The organism is Lacticaseibacillus salsurae, from assembly GCF_045862175.1.
Lineage (GTDB): Bacteria > Bacillota > Bacilli > Lactobacillales > Lactobacillaceae > Lacticaseibacillus > Lacticaseibacillus salsurae.
Window position 1 is genome coordinate 54520 of the sequence record NZ_BAAFZI010000003.1, and the last position, 20827, is coordinate 75346.

Annotated in this window: 19 protein-coding genes and 2 tRNA genes; 15 read left to right on the forward strand and 6 right to left on the reverse strand. The window is 48.7% G+C overall.

Annotated elements, in window-relative coordinates; genetic code table 11:
• Positions 1 to 36: 36 nt before the first annotated feature.
• The 5 genes from ACKTSG_RS02175 to ACKTSG_RS02195 all read left to right on the forward strand — a co-directional run bounded on the left by ACKTSG_RS02175 (position 37) and on the right by ACKTSG_RS02195 (position 4077).
• Positions 37 to 489 (forward strand): NUDIX hydrolase, encoded by a 453-nt coding sequence (locus ACKTSG_RS02175; protein WP_407891507.1) that lies wholly within the window; start codon positions 37 to 39, stop codon positions 487 to 489.
• Positions 490 to 697: 208 nt separating this feature from the next.
• A complete protein-coding gene (locus ACKTSG_RS02180; protein WP_407891509.1) occupies positions 698 to 2308 on the forward strand; it encodes an Nramp family divalent metal transporter in 1611 nt (536 codons plus the stop codon).
• Entirely contained in the window at positions 2308 to 2745 is a 438-nt protein-coding gene (locus ACKTSG_RS02185) for a universal stress protein (RefSeq protein WP_407891511.1), read from the forward strand. The genes ACKTSG_RS02180 and ACKTSG_RS02185 overlap by 1 nt, the downstream gene beginning before the upstream one ends.
• A gap of 30 nt (positions 2746 to 2775) precedes the next feature.
• Positions 2776 to 3381, forward strand: coding sequence for a TetR/AcrR family transcriptional regulator (locus tag ACKTSG_RS02190; RefSeq protein WP_407891513.1), 606 nt, complete (start codon positions 2776 to 2778; stop codon positions 3379 to 3381).
• A gap of 153 nt (positions 3382 to 3534) precedes the next feature.
• Positions 3535 to 4077: a GNAT family N-acetyltransferase gene (locus tag ACKTSG_RS02195; RefSeq protein ID WP_407891515.1), complete on the forward strand. Its 543-nt coding sequence runs from the start codon at positions 3535 to 3537 to the stop codon at positions 4075 to 4077.
• Between the two features lie 686 nt (positions 4078 to 4763).
• On the opposite strand, the gene ACKTSG_RS02200 is transcribed toward ACKTSG_RS02195, so the two are convergent.
• The 3 genes from ACKTSG_RS02200 to ACKTSG_RS02210 form a co-directional block, all read right to left on the reverse strand.
• A complete protein-coding gene (locus tag ACKTSG_RS02200) occupies positions 4764 to 5471 on the reverse strand; it encodes a glucosamine-6-phosphate deaminase (protein ID WP_407891517.1) in 708 nt (235 codons plus the stop codon).
• Between the two features lie 131 nt (positions 5472 to 5602).
• Positions 5603 to 6547 carry an alpha/beta hydrolase gene (locus ACKTSG_RS02205; RefSeq protein WP_407891519.1) on the reverse strand — a complete coding sequence of 315 codons (945 nt, stop codon included), beginning with the start codon at positions 6545 to 6547 and terminating at the stop codon, positions 5603 to 5605.
• 5 nt (positions 6548 to 6552) lie between these two features.
• On the reverse strand, positions 6553 to 7350 hold the full coding sequence (locus tag ACKTSG_RS02210) for a tyrosine-protein phosphatase (RefSeq protein WP_407891521.1): 798 nt from the start codon (positions 7348 to 7350) through the stop codon (positions 6553 to 6555).
• A 98-nt stretch (positions 7351 to 7448) separates the two neighbouring features.
• On the opposite strand from ACKTSG_RS02210, the gene ACKTSG_RS02215 reads away from it, so the two are divergent.
• From ACKTSG_RS02215 to ACKTSG_RS02255, 9 genes are all read left to right on the forward strand, one after another.
• A complete protein-coding gene (locus ACKTSG_RS02215; protein ID WP_407891523.1) occupies positions 7449 to 8375 on the forward strand; it encodes a ribose-phosphate diphosphokinase in 927 nt (308 codons plus the stop codon).
• Between the two features lie 105 nt (positions 8376 to 8480).
• Positions 8481 to 8553, forward strand: a tRNA-Lys gene (locus tag ACKTSG_RS02220).
• 163 nt (positions 8554 to 8716) lie between these two features.
• On the forward strand, positions 8717 to 8980 hold the full coding sequence (locus ACKTSG_RS02225; RefSeq protein WP_407891524.1) for a hypothetical protein: 264 nt from the start codon (positions 8717 to 8719) through the stop codon (positions 8978 to 8980).
• Between the two features lie 55 nt (positions 8981 to 9035).
• Positions 9036 to 11852 (forward strand): hypothetical protein, encoded by a 2817-nt coding sequence (locus ACKTSG_RS02230; RefSeq protein WP_407891526.1) that lies wholly within the window; start codon positions 9036 to 9038, stop codon positions 11850 to 11852.
• A 148-nt stretch (positions 11853 to 12000) separates the two neighbouring features.
• A complete protein-coding gene (locus ACKTSG_RS02235; RefSeq protein ID WP_407891528.1) occupies positions 12001 to 13785 on the forward strand; it encodes a helix-turn-helix domain-containing protein in 1785 nt (594 codons plus the stop codon).
• A 176-nt stretch (positions 13786 to 13961) separates the two neighbouring features.
• Positions 13962 to 14034: transfer RNA gene (locus ACKTSG_RS02240), tRNA-Lys, on the forward strand.
• Between the two features lie 109 nt (positions 14035 to 14143).
• Positions 14144 to 14716, forward strand: a complete 573-nt coding sequence (locus ACKTSG_RS02245; protein ID WP_407891530.1) for a TetR/AcrR family transcriptional regulator — start codon at positions 14144 to 14146, stop codon at positions 14714 to 14716.
• A 229-nt stretch (positions 14717 to 14945) separates the two neighbouring features.
• On the forward strand, positions 14946 to 15821 hold the full coding sequence (locus tag ACKTSG_RS02250) for a hypothetical protein (RefSeq protein ID WP_407891532.1): 876 nt from the start codon (positions 14946 to 14948) through the stop codon (positions 15819 to 15821).
• The gene (locus ACKTSG_RS02255; protein ID WP_407891534.1) at positions 15818 to 16714 is read left to right on the forward strand and encodes a helix-turn-helix domain-containing protein; all 897 of its coding nucleotides are present in this window, start codon (positions 15818 to 15820) and stop codon (positions 16712 to 16714) included. The genes ACKTSG_RS02250 and ACKTSG_RS02255 overlap by 4 nt, the downstream gene beginning before the upstream one ends.
• A gap of 63 nt (positions 16715 to 16777) precedes the next feature.
• On the opposite strand, the gene ACKTSG_RS02260 is transcribed toward ACKTSG_RS02255, so the two are convergent.
• A complete protein-coding gene (locus tag ACKTSG_RS02260; protein ID WP_407891536.1) occupies positions 16778 to 17110 on the reverse strand; it encodes a hypothetical protein in 333 nt (110 codons plus the stop codon).
• A 489-nt stretch (positions 17111 to 17599) separates the two neighbouring features.
• Between ACKTSG_RS02260 and ACKTSG_RS02265 the strand changes: the two genes are divergently transcribed.
• Positions 17600 to 19102, forward strand: coding sequence for a hypothetical protein (locus tag ACKTSG_RS02265; RefSeq protein ID WP_407891538.1), 1503 nt, complete (start codon positions 17600 to 17602; stop codon positions 19100 to 19102).
• Positions 19103 to 19171: 69 nt separating this feature from the next.
• Here ACKTSG_RS02265 and dapB read toward each other — a convergent pair whose 3' ends face one another.
• Positions 19172 to 19939: a 4-hydroxy-tetrahydrodipicolinate reductase gene (gene dapB / locus ACKTSG_RS02270; protein WP_407891540.1), complete on the reverse strand. Its 768-nt coding sequence runs from the start codon at positions 19937 to 19939 to the stop codon at positions 19172 to 19174.
• Between the two features lie 3 nt (positions 19940 to 19942).
• Positions 19943 to 20827, reverse strand: coding sequence for a 4-hydroxy-tetrahydrodipicolinate synthase (dapA, locus tag ACKTSG_RS02275; RefSeq protein ID WP_407891542.1), 885 nt, complete (start codon positions 20825 to 20827; stop codon positions 19943 to 19945).

Below are 20827 nucleotides of genomic sequence, written 5' to 3' on the forward strand. Positions count from 1 at the left end.
ACAACTTCCGGTAGAGTGTGAGCAGGAGGTGGTACGATGACGTATGGTTATATCAAAATGATCCGTGGATTAGTCGGACATACGCCGATCATTCTCAATTGTACAGCTGGGATCTTAGTCAATGAAAAGCGCGAAGTGTTGTTGAATCTGCGCACCGATACCCATAATTGGAGCTTGCCAGGCGGGTATTTGGAATATGGTGAAACGTATGCGCAAGCGTTGGTGCGCGAATACAAAGAAGACAGCGGCTTGGAGGTGCGCATTGTGCGGCCGTTGAAGCTGTTTGATCAAGGCGAAACCAAATATCCTAACGGGGATGTGGCGCAAACCATTGCGATGTTGTACTTAGTGGCCCCAGTTGGCGGCGCACTGTTAACGCAAGCGACGGATGAGACCTTAGGCTTGAAGTTTTGGCCATTTGATCAGCTGCCGCCACTGTTGAATCAACAAAATGCCGACATGTTGGCATACGCCGCAAAAAATATTTAGCCGTTCATAAATTGAGCACTTGTTCAACCCTTGATAGCGAACTTAACTAACACGAAACCTACTATATAGGTTTCGTGTTTTTTCGTTGTTGAAGCCTGTAAACGGGCATTGGTGACTGAAAAATAAATTTAGGAAACACTAAAATACACTTTACATATGGAAAGATTAGGTTAGACTAAAAGGTGTTTCAGGGAGGAGCGTGTTCAAATTGAAACAACAGAACAAACAGCCTGAAAAGCATAAATTGATCGAATATGCGAATGGGCCATCGTTGGAAGAGATCAATGGGACCGTTGAAGTTCCGAAAGACAAAGGATTTTGGCGCACGTTATTTGCCTATTCCGGCCCAGCGGCGTTAGTGGCAGTCGGATATATGGATCCCGGTAACTGGTCGACGTCCATTACCGGCGGGCAGAATTTCCAATACTTATTGATGTCTGTGATCTTGATTTCCAGTTTAATCGCCATGTTATTGCAAAACATGGCGGCTAAACTGGGCATCGTTACTCAAATGGACCTTGCGCAAGCCATTCGTGCTCGCACAAGTAAGGTACTAGGCATTATTTTATGGATCATGACCGAGTTTGCGATCATGGCCACTGATATCGCAGAAGTGATCGGCGCGGCCATCGCGCTATACCTGCTTTTCAATATTCCGTTAGTCATCGCGGTTTTCATTACCGTTTTTGATGTCTTGATCTTATTGTTATTGACCAAAATCGGCTTTCGGAAAATTGAAGCGATTGTGGTGTGCTTGATCATGGTGATCTTGTTCGTTTTCGTTTACCAAGTGGCTTTGTCTGACCCAGATTGGGGCGGGGTGATCAAAGGCTTGGTACCAAGTGCCGCGATGATCGCCAACCATCCAAAAGTTGGCGGCATGTCGCCGTTATCTGGGGCCCTTGGGATCATCGGGGCAACTGTGATGCCGCATAATTTGTACTTGCATTCGGCGATTTCACAAACCCGCAAGATCGATCACAGCAATGAAGCTGAGATTCGCCAAGCGGTGCGGTTTTCTAACTGGGATACGAACATCCAGTTATCCATCGCTTTTGTGGTCAACAGCTTGTTGTTGATCATGGGTGTGGCGGTGTTTAAGTCTGGCGTCGTGAAAGATCCATCATTCTTTGGGTTATATCACGCCTTATCCAACACCTCGATGTTGTCTAACGGCGTGTTGATCGCCGTAGCGAAATCTGGGATCTTATCGGCGCTGTTTGCCATCGCATTATTAGCCAGTGGGCAAAATTCCACCATTACTGGGACGTTGACTGGCCAAGTGATCATGGAAGGCTTCGTGCACATGAAAATGCCACTATGGGCACGGCGGTTGGTCACCCGGTTGATCTCAGTGATCCCAGTGCTGTTATGCGTGGCGATGACGTCTGGCATGAGCAAGATCGATCAGCACACAGCATTGAATGATCTCATGAACAACTCGCAAGTGTTCTTAGCCTTTGCGTTACCATTTTCCATGTTGCCACTGTTGATGATGACTGATTCTGCCGCGGAAATGAGTGCCTCGTTTAAAAATGTGGCTTGGGTCAAAATTTGCGGCTGGCTATCTGTGATCGGTTTAACAGTGTTGAACATGATCGCGTTGCCTGATTCATTCGCCGGCTTTTTAGGCGATCATGCGTCAGCTGCTGACGTGAATATGGCCCACATTGCCGCTTATGTGGCGATCGTTGCAGTGTTGGCTTTGCTGGTGTGGTGTGCGGTCGATATTTACCGCGGCGACAAGCGTTTGGCACAACTCCATGCCCAAAATGGTGAACTTCGCGCGACCCCGGATTATGAAGGAGGCGCTGAATAATGCCAGTGAAAGATTATCAAAAAATTCTCGTGGGTGTGGATGACTCAGAAGATGCCTTGGCTGCTTTTCGCTATGCCATTCATCGGGCGCTTGCTGATGATGCGGCGTTGATCATCACCAGTATTTTAGAATCAGATGATTATTCTGTGTTTGAAGCCATGGATAAAGATTATGTGCATGGCGAAGCGGCGGCGTTAGAAGAACATATTCAAGATTATCGCCGCTTAGCGTTACGTGCAGGGATCAAATCAGTCACGGCGGTGATCGCAGAAGGCGACCCTGGTGAAACCATCGTCAAAACGCTGATCCCTAAGTATCAACCAGACTTATTGGTGGTCGGCGCTGAAGCCAAGCGCGGCCTCAAACGGCATTTCGGCTCGCAAGCAGCCTACATGGCCAAATATGCCCCGATTTCTGTGTTAGTGGTGCGGGAGTAACGTTTTACCACCGATAAAGGAAGTGAGCGGATGACCCAACACAATCATCAACGCCGCGAGCAGATCTTGACCACCGCCCAGGAATTGTTTGCAGCACAAGGTTTTGCCAATACCACTACACGTCAGTTGAATCAAACGGTGGGGATCGCTGACGGCTTATTGTATTATTATTTTCCTCAAGGTAAACAAGCCTTGCTTGATACGATCGTCACCCATGGCATCAGTGAGCACTTGTTGGCGCTACGGTTGCCTTTGCAAGACGTTGACACCTTGGCTGGGCTTGAGCAGGCGATGCGGCGATTTTTTGAAGCCGTTTGGGCAGTATTTTCTCAACCTCAAGGCAATCAAGTCTTTGTGATCACAGTACGCGAGCGGCATTTGTTATCTGAGCAAGCCAGTGCGTGGCTAGATCGTTCAGCCATGAAATTCGTCCAAACGCTCAGTGCCCAATTGGCCACGATGTCTTGGTTGACCTTGAGTGTGCCAGAAGCGACCCAGCTGGCGTCGATTTGTATCGATCTACTGCGCAACTCATTGGCAGTTGATCTCTTGTATGCCGATCGTCCCGCTGTCAGTGAAGCCACCAAGCAGCGAGTAGCGGCAGAACTCCATTATTTATTGCAACATTTAAATTGATCATCAAAAACCACCTTTTGCGTCATACGGGTGGTTTTTAGATTGCCCTAAACAAAGCTATCCATTGGATTTGATGCCTGAAAACTTGCATTCTACCCGTATTTAAGGTATACCTAAATTAGAGCGACAAGTTTTTTGAAAGGAGTCATGATTTTGAAATTAGACTTTGAAACGATTCGGTCCATGCCACAGCGCAATACGTTGATGAAGCTATATCGTGGGGCTTTGGCTTATTTTCGTGAAAATGGGGCGCCGATGCCGACGCATGCCACCATTGAAACAGATCTACACCGAGTGCCTGAAGGCGTTGATCCTAGTGCGCTACATTATCGCTTGATCTCAGACGGCAACAAGCCGGTGGCGGCTATGGCGTTGGTCGTTGGATATCCGCAAGCCAATACGCTTTATTTGCGGCGGTTGATCTTACCCGAAGCTTTGCGCGGTCAAGGCTATGAACAAGCGATCTTAAATGTGATCGTCGCCAAGTATCAAGGGCAAATGACGGATCTGCAAACCATGATCGTCAACGCGACGCCTGAGCGTTTGAAGTTCTGGCAAGATCTAGGCTTTCGTGTCATCAATGATGCGCAAGTCGCCTTGGCTTCTGGCGATATTCAACATCAAACCACCTTACAGTTTTCGCTTCCCAGTGCCGTGAAAACAGACGCTGATCATCGGCAACCGGCGCTGGTTTAAGCGCTTGGCCAAAAAGGTGACGTCGCCATGCAACAAAATCCCGGTTTATCGCATACAAATAGGCACTGATCCAACGCTTGGTTGAAAAAGTGCCTACTAACCCAATTTAGGTGCCTTCAAATTCGTTTGTGAAGTGTGACGGTGAGTGATTCAAAGTCACACGTTGTCATGCCCGTGGGCACTCGAACAGCCACAGTCCAAAATTCACTGTGGGTAAAACGGTGGCGCAGGTGGATCCCGGGTTTTGCACAATCCGACGCGTCGTGATGAGGTTGTTGCGACGAAAATCAGGGAGCCCTCGGACGAAACTGGGCGACAGTTGTCTCGATGTTCCACTTTGATCAGTCGCGAAACGCTCAAACACGGCGGGCCGCTTCTGTGACTCACTTTTGTCGAAGTGATAGCTGACAATTTTCTTCGGTACCCCAGCGACTTTTTGCCCACGGAATGCGCATCCCCACGCTTCGACGCCATGGGGATGTTTGCTGCCACAAAGCGCAGACGATGTACCTAACCGCGCGGCTTTGCTTAGTGCTGTTGCCAACAAAAGCAAGTCCCTGGAACTTACTTTTTGTTGGTGAATGAAGCATAACACCTTTGATCTGAGAATGCAAGCGCTTTTTTAAAACACGAAAAACAGCGGTCTATCGCCATTTGGCGATAAACCGCTGCTTGTTTCGTGGCGCTTATTTGCTGAGCTTGGAAGCTGCAGCTTTGTCGATCATGATGGTCACATCTGGGTGGTTTTGCAAAGCAGATGCTGGCACATCTTCAGTTGGTTGGCCTTCAACCATCTTTTTGACGGCGTCAGCTTTGTTTTCACCAAAGGCCAACAACAAGATCTTCTTGCTCTTCATGATGGAGCCGATGCCCATGGAGTAAGCGTAAGTTGGCACGTCTTCTTCTTTGTCGAAGAAGCGGGCGTTGGCGTCGATAGTGGATTGGGTCAAATGCACTTTTTGCGTGCCGCCGTTGAAGTCAGAACCTGGTTCGTTGAAGCCGATGTGGCCGTTTTGACCTAAGCCTAACAATTGGATATCGATCGGATGATCAGCGATCACTTTGTCATAGCGCTTGGTTTCAGCTTCGGCGTCTTGGTTCAAGCCGTCTGGGACAAAAGTTTCTTTGAAAGGTTTCAAGTTGAATAAATGTTCGTTCATAAAGTAACGGTAGCTTTGGTCGTTAGTTGGGGCTAAGCCAACATATTCGTCCAAGTTTACGGATGTGATATTGGAGAAGTCGAGATCACTGTCAGTCATGTGCTTGTACAAAGGAATTGGGGTGCTACCAGTTGCCAGCCCTAAGGTTTTGGCACCGTTAGCTAACCCTGCTTTGATAAATTCAAATGCTGCTTCACTTGCTTGGTCTTTGTTGTCGAATACTTTGACGTCCATGAAAAATTCCTCCCTCTCTTGGTCTAGTCCAATATAACATCGGTCTAGGCCACTGTCAACTACTTTTCCCCACACTCTATATATACGCAAAAAAACCGCAAAATATCTTTGCGGTCAAAAAATTTGTTCAGTTAGGACTCAGCCAACTGGGTAAAATACGGTGTGATAAAGTCGCGGATATGCGTGGCATAAGCTTCAGGGTCGACCCAATAGCTTTCTGCGTGGATCGCATCAGGCACCAGCCATAATGCTTTGGGACCGGCACTGGCTCTGTAGTTTTCTTCGCCCATCCATGTGGGCACGTAAACGTCTTTTTGGCCATGGATCACCAGCAGCGGCCGGGTGTTGCGGCGCAATGCCGCTTGCACGTCAACGCGAGAGATGGTGAAACCTAAGCGGCGATAGTTGATGAAGCTGGCTAAAGGCACCAGTGGCTTTTTGGGCATGTGAAAGAGTTTTTTCATGAGATACGTCAATTCATCATCTAATGAGGTGTAGCCACAGTCTTCAACAATGGCTTTGACTTGTTTGGGCAAGGTCGCTTCGCCAGCGACTAAGCTGACCGTGGCGCCACCCATCGAAGTGCCAAATAGCAACAATTCGCAGTCTTGGCCTAAATGTTTGATGATCTGTTGCAACCACTGCAAATAATCCAAGCGGTCCAGCCAACCAAAAGAGATATAAGTCCCATCTGATTGGCCGTGCCCGCGATCATCTGGCAACAACACAGAAAAGCCCATGTCGTAAAACATATGCGCATAATTGGCCATGGTGATGCCAGTGCCTTTGTAGCCGTGGCCGATGATCACCGCTTTATTGGAATTGGGATGCGCCAGCCACAACGCCGACAAGTGTTGATTATCTGGGGTATCCAAATGCCAAACGTCAGGGCGCTGATCGGCGACCCAATCGACATGATAATAGTAGTCATTGGCATATTTTTGCATGGCGTCAGACGCGTCAGGCACATAGTTGATCCGCTTGAAGGCGTAAGTATAAAGCTTTTCTGCAGCGGCAAAGGTGCCAGCCGTGAGCAACATTGGCAAAGTGCCAGCGACGAGGTAACGTTTTTTCATTGCGATCAGTCCTTTGGCTCTGGTGAGTCGGTTAAATAGAGTGTGCGCAAGTCGGCTAAGTCGCCAGCCGATAAGCGTAATTGTTCAGTGAGATAGTGGTCCCAGCCGCCATATTGGTTGGCGATCAAATCGCGGATCGCGTCGTAGTTACTGGTTTCAGCTTGATGGGCGTTCATTTGGTTGACGAATTGGTTAGCGCCATGACGCAGATCAGCGTGGGCCATTTCGTCTGGCGCTTCTAAGACCAAGTTGGTCAACAAGTAGTCTTCGCGGATGGTCGCTTCAGGAACACCCAGTGCGCCTTCGATCATCATCGCCGCCACGCCGGTGCGATCTTTGCCAGCGGTACAGTGAAATACGATCGACTCGTCAGGATGATCATTGGATAACAAAATGTCAAACAGTTGTTCATAAGCACCGTTGGCATGGCTATCGGTCAACATTTGGCAATAAGTGTTGGCCATTTGATCCATGATCGATTCACCGCGGAGCTTCTTTTTGAAACGCTTGAACAAGCCTTGTTTTTGTTGATCGACAAAAGGGTATACCGATAATTGTTGGTATGAAATACTGCGTGGGATCCGATCAGGGCGAGTTTGCACTTCGTTATCTGAGCGCAGATCGATATCAAAGATCACACCGTAGTCTTCAAGCATTTGGCCAGCACCGGTTTTTAAGTGACCTAAAGAGCCGGAACGCAATAATTTGTGCCACTTGAGATATTGGCCAGACTCAGTGGCATAACCGCCGAGTTCGCGCAGATTGATACTGCCTGGGATGGGTAAAATTCGGGTGGGTGACATTTTTCAGGCCTCCATTCAACTTAAGCTTAGTATACCCTATTTTCAGGCGGCGCAAAGTTGCGTATAATGAAGTTAACTATAGGCTTACGGAGGAAATCATGGCGGGACTGAAACTTTTCACACTGAACGGAAACAAACCACTCGCACAAAAAATTGCAACAGAGTTAGGACTGCCACTGTCACCGGCATCAGTAAAGCATTTCGCTGATGGGGAGATCCAAATCGACCTCGATGATTCTGTACGTGGCGCCGATGTGTATGTGATCCAACCGGTGTCTGATCCAGTCAACGAGAATTTCATGGAACTGATGATCATGGTCGATGCCTTGCGTCGGGCTTCGGCACATCACATCAACGTGGTCGTGCCATATTACGGCTATGCGCGCGCGGATCGTAAAGCCCGCTCACGCGAACCGATCACCGCGAAGTTAGTGGCGAACTTACTGCAAATGGATGGCATCAGCCGCATTGTGGCTGTCGACTTGCACGCTGATCAATTGCAAGGGTTCTTCGATGTCCCAGTGGATCATTTGAAGACCGTAGCGCTTTTTGGCCGCTACTTCCGAAACTTAGATCTCGGCGAAAATGCTGTCGTGGTGGCACCAGATCATTCCGGCACCAAACATGCGCGAGAACTGGCGGAACTGTTAGGGTTGCCGATCGCCATTGTGGACAAGCGTGAAGCCAAAGCTGGCGTGATCGGGGATGTTAAAGACAAGCATGCCATTGTGATCGACGATATGATCGATACAGGTACTCGCGTTGCCGATTCTGTCAGCGCCTTACAAGAAGCCGGGGCCTTAGATATTTATGCCGCCGCCACTCATGCGGTGTTATCTTCAGGCGCTGCGACGCGTATTGGCAAGTTGCCTTTGAAGCAGATCGTCTTGACTGACACCATTGAGTTGCCAGCAGAAAAACGGTTGCCAAACATGCAGATCTTATCCGTTGGCCCAATGATCGGCCAAGCCATCGAATTGATCGCCACCAATCAGTCGATCCATCCGCTATTCGACCTCGATTAATGAAGTCCAAAATCCGCCAGCTGGCGGATTTTTTTGTCGGGAAAGCTTGCGTGACGCGGTTTGAAGTGATATAGTATTTAAGTCGTGAAGCGATAGCACCGATATGGGTGGTTAGCTCAGCTGGCAGAGCAACGGACTCTTAATCCGTGGGTCCAGGGTTCGATCCCCTGACCACCCAGAAAGCACCAACTCGTACCTCATCAGTTTTAGCTGATGAGGTATTTTTTTATTCCAGTATAGAAATGGAGGTGTGGATAAGTGGCAAAGGAACATGATGTAATTGAGCCGAAAGACGTTGAGGTCAGCTTGTTTAATGCTGAGAATCAACAAATCTGGAAAGTATGAATGCGAAATCAATTAAAGAAAAAGTTTCAAAAGAAGAACGAGCGTTGATTGCTGTTCAATCAGTGATCAGCGTATTTTTCCAATCAGACATACTAAACAAGTGCTGGCCGTTTCTCAAATCAATGGGGAACGGTTATTTTTTTGTCGGCTCGCAGTGTATATTGGCTAAATCCCTGATATACAGGCTTTTTGCCGCTGATCAGCCGCATCTGCAGATACGCAAAAGCGCTTTGGACATCATGGTGCCTGCTTTATTCTAAAGACGTGTGAGTACTAAGAAATGATGTCAAAAGAAATTGATCGGAGGACATATTCATGAAGAACACACATATTTCAAAAGGCGCAGCCAATACTCTGGTAGGGACTGCAGCGGCGATCACGGCGATCGCTGGTGCCGGCTTGGTCGGTGCGAATCAAGTTCACGCTGCAAGTGCTGATCCTGCCACAATAACCGATACGCAAAAAGACACTACTGCGGCTAAGCAGACGCCAGTAACTACCGTGCAAAACAAAGTCAATGCCGCACAAAGTGACGTTGATGCCGCAAAAGCCGCCGAAAAGTCGCCTCAAAGTGATTACAACAAAGCGACTGCAACTCAAGCCGCTGCTCAAAAATCCGCTGATGCCGCGGCTAAAGCCACCGTTGACGCCCAAACAACAGTTGATAGCGATCAAAAAGCCGTTGATACGGCTCAAACTAATGTCACGACCGCTAAAAAGACTGCTGATGGTGCCACGGACGCCGCTAAAGCTGATGCCGCCAAGAATGTTGAAACGGCCACTAGTGACGTGAACGCGGCGCAAACCGGCGTTAATGACGCGCAGAAGACTGTTGACAACGACACCAAGGACGTTAACGCGAAGCAGTCGGACGTTGATGCCGCTCAAACCAAGGCGACTGATGCGCAAACCGACGTAAACGACGCGCAAAGTGCCGTTGATGCTACCAACACATCAATGGACACAGCTGGCGCTAAGGCTGCCGTTGACAAGGCCCAAACTGATGTGAATACCGCTCAGATTAACGTCAACAACGCCGCACAAGCTAAGTCCGATGCCGAAGCTGCCAAGACTAAGGCTGATGGTGACGTAAATAATGCCAAAGATGCACTCGACAAAGCAACCACGGCAAACACTGTCGCTACCACCAATTTGAGTAGTACAGCGGCTGACGTTGACACGGCTCAAACTAACTTGAACGACGCCCAGTCACAAGTTGACGCCGCTCAGTCTGCACTTGATAAGGTGAATGCTTCCAGTACTGTATCGACTGACCTGAAAGCCCAAGGCATCACCGTAACGGTTTCCGCAGCTGCTAAAGCCGCCGCCCAAGCAGCTGCAAAGCAACTGAAGACTGGCGACACCAGCAAGCTTTCAGCTGAATTAAATACAATTAATAGTGGCATTACCGTAAAATACACGCCAACCGCATCCGACTGGTCAAATATTATCAGCGGTGTTAAACCTGACATGAATGGCGTCATTGGCTCTCCGCAATTTGGTGATGCCGTTGCCGCAGCGTCGGCAAATCAAAAGACGGAAATCGAAAACACGTTAATTAGCGTCTATAACGGTGTTCGCACGCAGTTGGGATTACCGGGTGTTGTCAACTACAACAATGTAACTGATGCTGATGACAATACAACCCAAATGACTGAAGACACGATCGATCTAGCCGGTGGTAGTCTACTGTTCAGTGCTTACTTCCCAGCTATCAAGGAAAGTAACGGTACCGTAAAATGGAATTGGAAAGACTATACCAACACCAAAGGCGCAGAAACCAAGTGGAGCATGGCGTTACTCAAGGACTCGTTGCTCAACTATGGGAGTCTTTCATCTAGTGGCATGATTTTGTCGTTGCAAGACTTGTTAGGCTTCCGTTCAACAAACGCATCGTCTAAACCACTTGCATACGCTGTATCTATTGATAACCTTGGAAACACTTCTGTTAGAGTTTACAAGGTCACCGATTCAAGTGCCATTTCCACAGGTTCGTCTACTGACACTTCTGCATTGAAGACTGCTTTAGCTAATGCCAAGTCAGTATTGGCTAACGATCAGTCCAAGTTGGATACTGCCAACGCCAACCATGATCAAGCTCAAACAACCGCTAACCAAGCTGTATCTGCCTTGACCGCGGCTAAGACAACATACAACAATGCGCTCAAGGCCCAAACCGCAGCTGTTAACAATGTCACTACGGCAACAACTAAGTTAAGCGACGCCCAGACTAAGTTGGACTTAGCAAACGCCGCATTAACTGACGCGCAAAACGCACTCACGGCTAGTCAACAAGACACTGCCACCAAACTTGCAGCGCTGAATGCGGCCAAGTCAGCGTTGGCAGATGCTCAGCAAAATAAGCTTAACGCTGACACCGATTTAACTAACGCCAAGTCGGCCCTGGCAGCGGCGCAAGCCCAACTTACCACGGATCAAGCCAAATTGGATACCGCAACAAAGACGTTAGCTGGCGCCCAAACTAAGCTGACATCAGCGCAATCGGCACAACAAGCGCTCACTGATGCTCCAGCCAAACTTGAAGCGGCTAAGCAAGCTTTGACTGACGCACAAGCTAAACTTAAAGATGCTCAGGCGGATCTTGAAACTGCCAAAGCTGCTCAAACGCAAGCTGAAGCGGTTTTATCTGACACTAAGGCGGATACCGCCAAGGCCAAGACAGCACTTGATGCCGCTAAAGCAGTGACTACCGCGGCCCAAGCCAAATTGGATGCGGCGAAGGCCGAATTGAAGTCTGCCCAAGTTGCAGAATCGTTGGCCAAACAAGTTGCTCGCCAACAACAGCGGATCGAAAGTGAAGCCGTCGCCAAGCAAAATGGCTACCATATCGATGGCAGTTCCGTTAAGGACAGCCAAGGCAAGCTTGTTGACGGCTGGCACGTCGCAAATGGCAAAATGGTCGATGGATTCGGTAATCTTATTGCAGATACCACCACGCCTAAGCAAAGCGCAAAGGTGGCCGCTGTTGGTTCACGCGTGGCGCGCCACGCATCAGCAAATGCCATGCCTCAAGCTGGAGAGGCCCATGAATCAGGTCTGAGTGCATTGGGGTTGGCCATTGTCGCGTTACTAGGTGGACTCGGCTTGGCAGAACGTAAACGCCGCGCCTAATAAACGCCAACAAAGTAAGGGACTGCGCAAACTACTCTAGAATAGCTGACGAAGTCCTTTTTGCTTAGATCGGAGTTTTTTCAAAATACTAGCAGTGGCAGATGATTCAGCATACCATTAACTTGGATCGACAAATAAGGGGATCATGATGGCAGATAAAGCAGAACTGAAAAAATTAGGCCAATTCTTTCACGATATTCGCACCAGCCGCGGCGTCACGCTAAAAGAAGCGGCTGGCAACTGGTCGCTATCGAACTTATCGCGGTTTGAACATGGCGAACAAGACCTCAGTACCGATAAAGCCGTGGAGCTGATGGCGCGTTTGGGGATCGAAAGCGATGATTTTTATAACTATTATGAATCGTGTCGGAAGAACTTTCCTAACATTATCCTAAATTATGCGCTTTCTTATGACCGCAAATTTGTTGAAGAGTGGCGACAAAGCTATCAAGAGGCCCATCCAATCCGCACGAAGATCACCGATTATGCTGAAGTGATGTTTGACGTGGCCATCCATTGGCACGACGCCGACTATGTGCTTTCTGTCGAGCAAGAGCAGATCTTAGCCGACCGGTTGGCGGTACCGGAACGGTTCACACCACTTGAAATGGACATTTTGAAGCTGATCGTCGGCCCAGCCAGTCATGAACTGCGGATGTTGCTAAAACAACGTGTTGAGCGGATGGCTCCAGCTTGGGCTTTGCGTCGCGATACGCGTTTGTTGGTCATTTGGTTAGGCGCGTTGATGGCGCATGATATGGACTTGGCGGATGAGCTACAAGCCCACTTGGCGCCGCTTTTTGAGCACGAAGAAACCTCTCCGTTGGTCACGCAATATTATTCTAACTGGCAATTTGGCGTGTTGGCCACTAAATGGCTGATCGCGCCGACGTTAAAGCATGAACAGGCGATCACCACACTTATTGATGACTTGCTGGCGATGGGCAACGGTGACGACGGTTTTTGGTTTAAAAATATGTTTGCCCGCATGCAAACTGGCACCGTTTATCATAATTTCGGTATCGTCGATCATCCCCGTTCGTTGGTCGTCAGCCATAACGTTGCTGAGGTGATCAAACACCAGCGCGAATATTTAGGCGTAGGCATTGCCGATATTGCTGTTGGCCAAGATCAAACTGCGCTGAGACGCTTTGAAGCTGGCGAAACGCAACTGGGCTTCGGCGCTTTGGTGGAGTTGATGGGCGAGTTGGCCATGATGCCTTCGCAAGTGTTAGCCTTTATCAATCAGTCGCCTGACCGCCCTCATGAAGGCATCGGGGTGTGGCCGGTATTTGTTCAGATGCCGAAGTTAAGCGTTGCAGCGGCGCGACAAAAGTGTCAGGAGTTTGCCCGCCAGATCCCTAACAAGCCTGCCAAAGTGTGGCGCATGCAACGCTTCATTTTGAATTCAACGGTGGCTGGTTTAGCCGATGACGCGCAAATGAACGCTGACGCCCAATTCGTCGCCGACAAGTTGATGCGTGCCAATGCTTGGTATCGCCTGGAATTGCTGAGCTTTCAAGCGGTGATCGATTGGTTGCCAACTGCGCAACTGCAATTGTTGTTTCACCATGGCCGCCGCTTGTTTGAAAAGAATGCCGCGATCTATGGCGTCACCACGTATTTCTTTGAAGGCTTAAGCAAGGCGTTGGTCCATGTTGTCAGCACTGAATCGCATGAAACCAGCCAGCAATTTGTTCAAGAGCTCAAGTGGACAGTCGGCAAAAACACCGAAACCCCTGGGGCGTGGTTGGCTACTGGCTCATGGTTAGTGGCTGACGCGATCACAGCACCAGCAACTGACAAAGACGCAAAAGTTCAAGAATATTTACGTCGTTCTGTCAGAGTGGGGCATGTTGAAGCCGTTACTGCACTGAAAAAAGCCTGGCAAGGGTTAGTGCCGACGGATTATTTTGACCTCAAAGCACACTAGATCACCTGCGCAGATCAACGAGACCTCAGCTTTGGCTGGGGTTTTTGCTTGGGCAAAAAGCGCACATTGAAAACTGGACTTGGCCAAAATAATTTTGATATCGGCGCAATTTCTCGTTGCGAGAATCAGGCGAGTCATGATATACTAATTGAGTTGTCAAAGGGCAATGCAGTTATGGGTGGTTAGCTCAGCTGGCAGAGCAACGGACTCTTAATCCGTGGGTCCAGGGTTCGATCCCCTGACCACCCAGAATAGTAACCGTCACTTCTTTTGGAAGTGGCGGTTTTTGTTTGCCTACAAGCGTCAATTGTCCAGCAAGTTTCGACAAGGTATAATTGAACGCGAAAGAGGTGTGAAGATGCCGACGTTGACGACTAAACAGATCCTCGCCCAAACGCTGAAGACGATGATGCAAACCACCAGCCTTGATCACATCACCATCGATAAATTAGCGGAAGCGGCGCATATCAACCGCAACACGTTTTATTATCATTTTGACGATATTCATTCGCTGCTAGATTGGGTGTATCAACAAGATGTGATCGTGGCGCTACGGCGCGAAAGCTCTATCGACCATTGGCAAGAAGCTTATCAGCTGATGTTGACGTATATCGCCACCAACCGCCAGTTTTGCCAAAACACTTTCCGCTCGCTAAGTCGTTCGACGCTGGATGACGTGCTTTACTATTATGCTGGCGAAATGGTCACTGGCGTCGTTGACAGTATCGATCCTTTGACGCCGCCACGCTTGCGAGAAGCGATCAAGAATTTCTATGGTCACGCGATCGCCGCGCAAGTCACGCAATGGCTGGAAAATGACCTGCAAGAATCGCAAGCTTCAATGATCCACAAAGCGTCGGTGATGTTAGACGGCACTTTTGCCCATATTATTAAGCAAGGGGAAAAGGATCGCTTCTACGGGAGTCGATAAGCTTTGAGCAATACCAAAAGCCTTCACGATTTTTCGTCGTGAAGGCAAGGATTTAAGTGCCATCAACTAGCGGTTTTAGTAGGGTGATAAGCTGTTTTCAATTAATTTTCATTTTATCTAAGGCATAAGAAATCGATCTGACCTGACTGAAAATCGCGTTAACGCGTCTGATTTTCGAGTTTGCACCGCCTTGCGGATCAGAAAAATTTTTTTTGAAGGAGATTGTTTCATGGGAAACACTGAGGCTTCGTTTGGTCCATATTTCCATCAGTTTCGGCGTGAACGTCGCATTCCTTTGGCCGCAGCTTTACCTGGGGGGATTTCGGCGTTATCTCGATTTGAACAAGGTCATTCTCAGCTGGGAATCGAGCGCCAACATGAAGTGATGACGCGCATCGGGATGATGTATAGCGATTTAGACGAACATTTCGATATGATCTCTTCGCCATTTACCAAAGCGGCAGAGGCAATCGTGGCAGAGCGTTATGCACCTCGCGTTTCGCGGATCACGGCTATTATTCAAGATTATGTTGCGGCGGTTGGTGAGCCAAGTGGCAACCTGATGTCGTTGAATCAGGTTGTTTTTCAGGTGATTGGTGAAACAGTTGCGGCGCATCGCCAGATCCAATTGGCGCAAGCGACGCAACAAGAGATCCAGACTTTACTTGAACATAATCCGCATTGGCTCAACTATGATTATTTACTGCTACGTTTAGCCTTGGCCCACATGGATAGTTCACGAATCGTGACATGTGTGGCATTAGCTGAACAGCGTGTGAATGCAGGTCCGTCGCATTATCAAAGCGAATATGCGCAAGTCGTGCAACAAGCAGTTTTGGTGTTGCTGTGTCGCCAAGCATGGGATCAGGCACAAGGCTTGGCGGATCAACTCGCTCAAATCAAACCAAGCGTCTATTGGGTCCAAGACACGTTTATCAAGAATTTGTTGCGCGAAGTGTTGACTAATTTGGCTGATCCGTCAAAACTGCACCGGGCTGTGACTTCACTAGTTGACGCACTTGACGCGATGGGGTTAACAGATATGCAAGCTTACGCCAAGGACGTTTTACAACAAATGCAAGGGAAACCAGGGATCTTGGTATGAAAAATCAAATCGGACCGTTTTTTAAACAGATTCGCAAAGCGCGTGGGGTGACATTAGCAGAAGTTGCGCAAGGTCGATCCGTTGCGGTCATTTCACGTTATGAACATGGCGAACTTGATTTAACTGAAAGTCTGGTCGGGGTCAATTCGCTGGTACTAGGGCTGGAATATAACGATTTGATGCATTATCAGCTCGTTGCCGAAGTTGATCGTGAAGCATGGACATACCTGAATGCGGAAAGTTGGGATCAGCAAAAAGTCGAAGCGCTACTTGCCGTGATGCAAGATCGTGCCGAGTCCGGTCCAACTAACCGTTACTTGAATATGGTGATCACAGTATTAAATGAGCTGCTTTTTGTGCATGAACAACAGGCGCGACAATTCCGCTCAAAAGCCATTTCGACATTAACGCAATATCTCAAAGGGTTGTCTGAATTTAGTCGGATCGATGGCATCATTTTGCAAGCGTCCATGGAGTTTATTCCCGCTTCTGTATGTGCAGGGTGGCTTGATCAAGGCTATCATGCGGCCCTTAAGCAAACTGATGCCATGTCTATCGATCAGATCCAGCGCTTGATCGCCTTTATTGCCGATATCGCCAGTCGTGCTGGGGTGGATAATGACTTAGAACTGATGGGCCAAATGGTGGATCGAATTGCCCAATTGATCCAGTTGATCCCAGAAAATGGCGTCTCGTGGTACAACTTTCGCAGCGTTGAAGGCTTGTACCGATTGAAATTAAACGACACCTTGGAAAATCGCCAACATTTAGTGGCAGTGGTCAACGCAACGCAGGTCTTATTGCCTGCAGGTTATTATGAATTGCTCAAACAATATGCCCTTGATCAAAACTGGCTAAGGGTTGAAGATTTTGCGAATGCGGCAAGCAGATGAAAAAGGCGGCACCTCGATTGTGAGGCGCCGCTTTTTTGTGAATCGGAAGTGCTTTGGCCAAATTCAAGCGGTCAAGAAAAGACTCAACACAATGAGATTAGCGATTGCGGTCAGTAGCGGGCCGACCGTTTTGAACAGGCTGATTTTCAGTCCGATAATGCCGTCGAATAATTGAACGGCGCTCATGGTGATGGCTAATGCGACCAAGTAGCCTGGATCATGAATGACGATCAAGCCACAAGCGGCCACTGCCAGGGCTAAACTTCTGGAAAGCGCGTATTTGGCATTGATCAAAGCCGGCCCGTTGGTGTGGCGCGATTGCGCGTAAGCTTGAATCGCAAAACCAAGGCTAACTGCAGCGCTGATCGCAGTGATGATGGCACAAAGTATGTACATGATGATTCCTCCAGCTGATGTGACCTGGTTTCAGTGTAACATGTTGAAAGCCGATCTGACATTGAGGAGGCAATGACGTGTGCTCACGGTCAGCAGATGATCATTGAAGTCGGTGGGGACCTGAAGAGTAGTGCACTTTTTTGCAGATTCGCATTGTAAGCCTTGACATTATTAGCGCCTGCGCGCAAAATATGTGATAATCAGTATCTAATATTTCGATAAAAGAGATCGGCCGATCGCTTCGAGATGTTCACTCAAATCAGTTTTTGCACATGTGCAAAAGCCTGAGTGGCCCTCGAATTACCATGGATGTTGTGGTAACGGCCGGTCTTTTCGTTTGCCGTTTTTTTGAGGGAGTACTGAATGATATAAAGTAATGTTTGAAATCATGATAAAAATTTGGGGGATCAAGCGGGGCTTCTGTGCTCGTATTTGAGTGAGGAAGCATAATCTGTATTCAAATGTTCACTTTTAGGAGGAGATCTTTTTATGTCCAAGAATTTTACGGTTAAGAAGACGCTTTACACATCAATGACAGCCATTGCGCTGTTAGGCGCCGGCGCTGCCACGACTGGGGTAGCTTTGATGAGTCAAGGTGCTACACAAACTGTTCACGCTGACACTGCACCAGCTCAAGATCCTGATTCCCAAAATACCTTTGACGATGCTGAATTGGATGCAGCAAATAAGAATAATCACTTCGATCTTGAGCAATCATTGAAAGATGGCACAAGTGCACTTGCGCCTGACTTTGAAGAATCTGATTTAAAAAAGGACGGTGTTGATGACGCTGCGACAGATGAATCTGATCCAGACCTTGGCCCAGCGGTAGACCCAAGTGATCCCGGTACTGATGGTACAGTAATCATTGACGAAGATGGCAATGCAACGGCTGTGGATGATGATGCTGGCGCTTCTACCGACACGCCAGTTCAAGAAAACACAGACACTTCAACGCCAGCACAAGACACAACAGAAACGCCAGACAACCAAGGTAGTACGGATACCACTTCTGATAATACACCGCCAATAGTTGAAAACGACGCTGACGAGACTTTTGTCACTCCAGAAGGGTATCAATTCGCGATGAGTGCAGCTTCTAATCGACCAACCTTCATTACTGGCACTCATTCTCCTGAGTTGAATCCAGGTCAAACAGGGGACTTCTTTAATTTATATGATGCCATCATAAATGCCCATGACGCAGGGCCTTCAACGGGATGGACAAGTGCAATGGTGGCGGCGCTTCAGGAACCATATACGAATGCGGAACGAGTATTTGCCATGAGGGATGCGCCACAGACCCAAATCGATGCCGTAACAGATGCGCTGAATTCAGCGGTAGCTGCGCTTGATGCACCAGCTAAAGTCGATAAGACGGACTTGAATGATACGTTGTCCCGCGCGGCGAGTTATCAATCCAAGGAATATGTCGACGCAACTTTCCAAACCTTACAAAATGCGATCAAAGCCGCCCAAGCCATTAATTCAGACACTCATGCGACCCAAGCCCAAGTTGACGCCGCAAGCCAAGCCGTTCAAGATGCGATCAAAGGTTTAAAGTCTGTCCCCGATCAAGTCATTTCCGATCCTGGCGCAACCACTGACCCAGATGACAGCTCATCCACGACTGGAGAAGACGGCAAAGACAAAGGTGCCACTGCTAAAGATGATGGGACTTCGATTCCAAATTTTGAAGAAATTGACTTAAAGAAAGATCCAAATCAATTTGATCAAAATGGGGATGGTTCTGATTCGACCTCAACTGGAGACACCCCAGCTAAGCAAGATGATTCACAAAAGCCAACCAGTGCTGCCAAGGCCGCACCTAAGGCCAAGACATCGCCTAAAGCCAAAACTGACACCAAGCATAACGATCAGAACACTTTCCCAAAGACTGGTGAAGTGGCAACAAACTTTGATCTGTTTGGCACGGTCGTCATTGCGTTAAGTGCTTTATTGGGTATTACTTATAAGAAGCAACGCAACTAAGTTTATAGCGACATCAAAATCCCCGCCACGATCGCATTCGTGACGGGGATTTCTTGTGGTTTTTAGTTTTTACAACAGGTGTTCCAGTCCTACGACTAAGGTATCGAGTTGTTGGACTTTGCTGATGGCAACGGCGACACCAGACATAAAGGATTCGCGGTCGAAGGAATCTTGGCGAATCGTCAATGCTTCACCAGGCGCGCCGAACAAAACTTGTTCATGGGCCACATAACCTGGCAAGCGCACAGCATGAACTGGGACGCCATCGATTTTTTCGCCGTGAGCTGGGTCGTCAGTGGTTGGCCGCGGTTGAGCGGTGCGGGCTTTGGCAATCATTTCTGCGGTGGCTCGAGCGGTACCAGAAGGGGCGTCGAGTTTGTCTTCATGGTGCATTTCGATCACTTCAGCGTCTGGAAAATATTTGGCCGCTTGGGCGGCGAATTGCATCAATAAAACGGCTGAAATGCCAAAGTTTGGCGCGATCAAACCGCCGACATGAGCGGCTTTGGCTAAAGCGATGACGTGTTGTTGGTCAGCGGCGCTCATGCCGCTGGTGCCAACAACTGGATGGATCCCATGCGCGATGGCGGCTTCGATGTTTTGAGCGACTGCTTTTGGGGTAGTAAAGTCGACCCAAACATCGGCGACACCAGTTTCAATGTCATCATAGGCATGCCAAACTTTGACGTCAGGATCCAAGCCATATTTGGCTGGGTCAAGATCTAACACCACTGGATTGAAAATGGCAGTGAGTTTGAAATCGTCATGTTTTTTCAGCATATTGACGACTTTTTGACCCATGGCACCAGGAAAACCCGCAACTAAAACGTTGATCATGAATTAAACCTCCTGCAAAGTCTGCACGCCTAAGCGTTCAGCCAATTGTTGTGCTTGTGCATCCGATAATGGCAACAGTGGCAAGCGTGGCGCCCCAACAGCAAAGCCTGTCGCATTCAGCGCGGCTTTGGTTGGCGCTGGGGATGGCCAAGCGAACAAGGCGGCCATTTTTGGTAATAAGTCGCGTTGCAAGGTGGCTACGGTTGGCAAGTCGCCGGCTTGTAGTGCCGTTAACGCTTGGGCCATTTCGTCACAATATAAGTGGCTGGCCACTGAGATCACGCCTGCGCCGCCAAGGGTTTGGACGTCAATGAATTGGGCGTCTTCGCCAGTCCACACGTGAAAATCAGCTGGTGTGGCGTCAACGATCGCCGCAAAAGTGTTTAAATCACCGCATTGCTTGATGCCTTGAATGTTGGGATGTTGGGCGAGCTTGGCGACAGTGGCCACTTGCATATCCACGCCAGTGCGGCCAGGAATATTATAGATCACTACCGGCTTAGTTGCCGCATCAGCGATCGCGGTAAAGTGGGCGATCATGCCGTCTTGGTTTGGCTTGTTGTAATAAGGCACCACGACCAACAATCCGTCGACATTATTAATAGAAGAAACTTGTTGGGCCAACGCCACGGAAGCTTTCGTGTTGTTGGAGCCGACATTGGCGATGACTGCCGCGCGGTCGCCGACGATTTCGGCAAACCGGGTGAACAAGGTGATTTTTTCCTCAGCGGTCAACGTCGGCCCTTCACCAGTGGTGCCGCCGATCACAAAGCCGTCAGAGCCTTGCGCGATCAAGTGGTTGGTCAACTTTTCCAAAACAGTATAATCAATGTCGTCATTATCATTAAACGGTGTGACGATCGCCGTGATCAAATGTGCGTTTAACAT

What these genes read in the sequence shown, in the direction of transcription:
- ACKTSG_RS02235 (WP_407891528.1), top strand. Translation starts at nt 12,001, where the DNA reads ATGGCAGATAAAGCAGAACTGAAAAAATTAGGCCAATTCTTTCACGAT.
- ACKTSG_RS02255 (WP_407891534.1), top strand. Translation starts at nt 15,818, where the DNA reads ATGAAAAATCAAATCGGACCGTTTTTTAAACAGATTCGCAAAGCGCGT.
- ACKTSG_RS02250 (WP_407891532.1), top strand. Translation starts at nt 14,946, where the DNA reads ATGGGAAACACTGAGGCTTCGTTTGGTCCATATTTCCATCAGTTTCGG.
- ACKTSG_RS02230 (WP_407891526.1), top strand. Translation starts at nt 9,036, where the DNA reads ATGAAGAACACACATATTTCAAAAGGCGCAGCCAATACTCTGGTAGGG.
- ACKTSG_RS02175 (WP_407891507.1), top strand. Translation starts at nt 37, where the DNA reads ATGACGTATGGTTATATCAAAATGATCCGTGGATTAGTCGGACATACG.
- ACKTSG_RS02200 (WP_407891517.1), bottom strand. Translation starts at nt 5,471, where the DNA reads ATGGACGTCAAAGTATTCGACAACAAAGACCAAGCAAGTGAAGCAGCA.
- dapA (WP_407891542.1), bottom strand. Translation starts at nt 20,827, where the DNA reads ATGTTAAACGCACATTTGATCACGGCGATCGTCACACCGTTTAATGAT.
- ACKTSG_RS02190 (WP_407891513.1), top strand. Translation starts at nt 2,776, where the DNA reads ATGACCCAACACAATCATCAACGCCGCGAGCAGATCTTGACCACCGCC.
- ACKTSG_RS02215 (WP_407891523.1), top strand. Translation starts at nt 7,449, where the DNA reads ATGGCGGGACTGAAACTTTTCACACTGAACGGAAACAAACCACTCGCA.
- ACKTSG_RS02260 (WP_407891536.1), bottom strand. Translation starts at nt 17,110, where the DNA reads ATGTACATACTTTGTGCCATCATCACTGCGATCAGCGCTGCAGTTAGC.
- dapB (WP_407891540.1), bottom strand. Translation starts at nt 19,939, where the DNA reads ATGATCAACGTTTTAGTTGCGGGTTTTCCTGGTGCCATGGGTCAAAAA.
- ACKTSG_RS02185 (WP_407891511.1), top strand. Translation starts at nt 2,308, where the DNA reads ATGCCAGTGAAAGATTATCAAAAAATTCTCGTGGGTGTGGATGACTCA.
- ACKTSG_RS02205 (WP_407891519.1), bottom strand. Translation starts at nt 6,547, where the DNA reads ATGAAAAAACGTTACCTCGTCGCTGGCACTTTGCCAATGTTGCTCACG.
- ACKTSG_RS02210 (WP_407891521.1), bottom strand. Translation starts at nt 7,350, where the DNA reads ATGTCACCCACCCGAATTTTACCCATCCCAGGCAGTATCAATCTGCGC.
- ACKTSG_RS02225 (WP_407891524.1), top strand. Translation starts at nt 8,717, where the DNA reads ATGAATGCGAAATCAATTAAAGAAAAAGTTTCAAAAGAAGAACGAGCG.
- ACKTSG_RS02265 (WP_407891538.1), top strand. Translation starts at nt 17,600, where the DNA reads ATGTCCAAGAATTTTACGGTTAAGAAGACGCTTTACACATCAATGACA.
- ACKTSG_RS02245 (WP_407891530.1), top strand. Translation starts at nt 14,144, where the DNA reads ATGCCGACGTTGACGACTAAACAGATCCTCGCCCAAACGCTGAAGACG.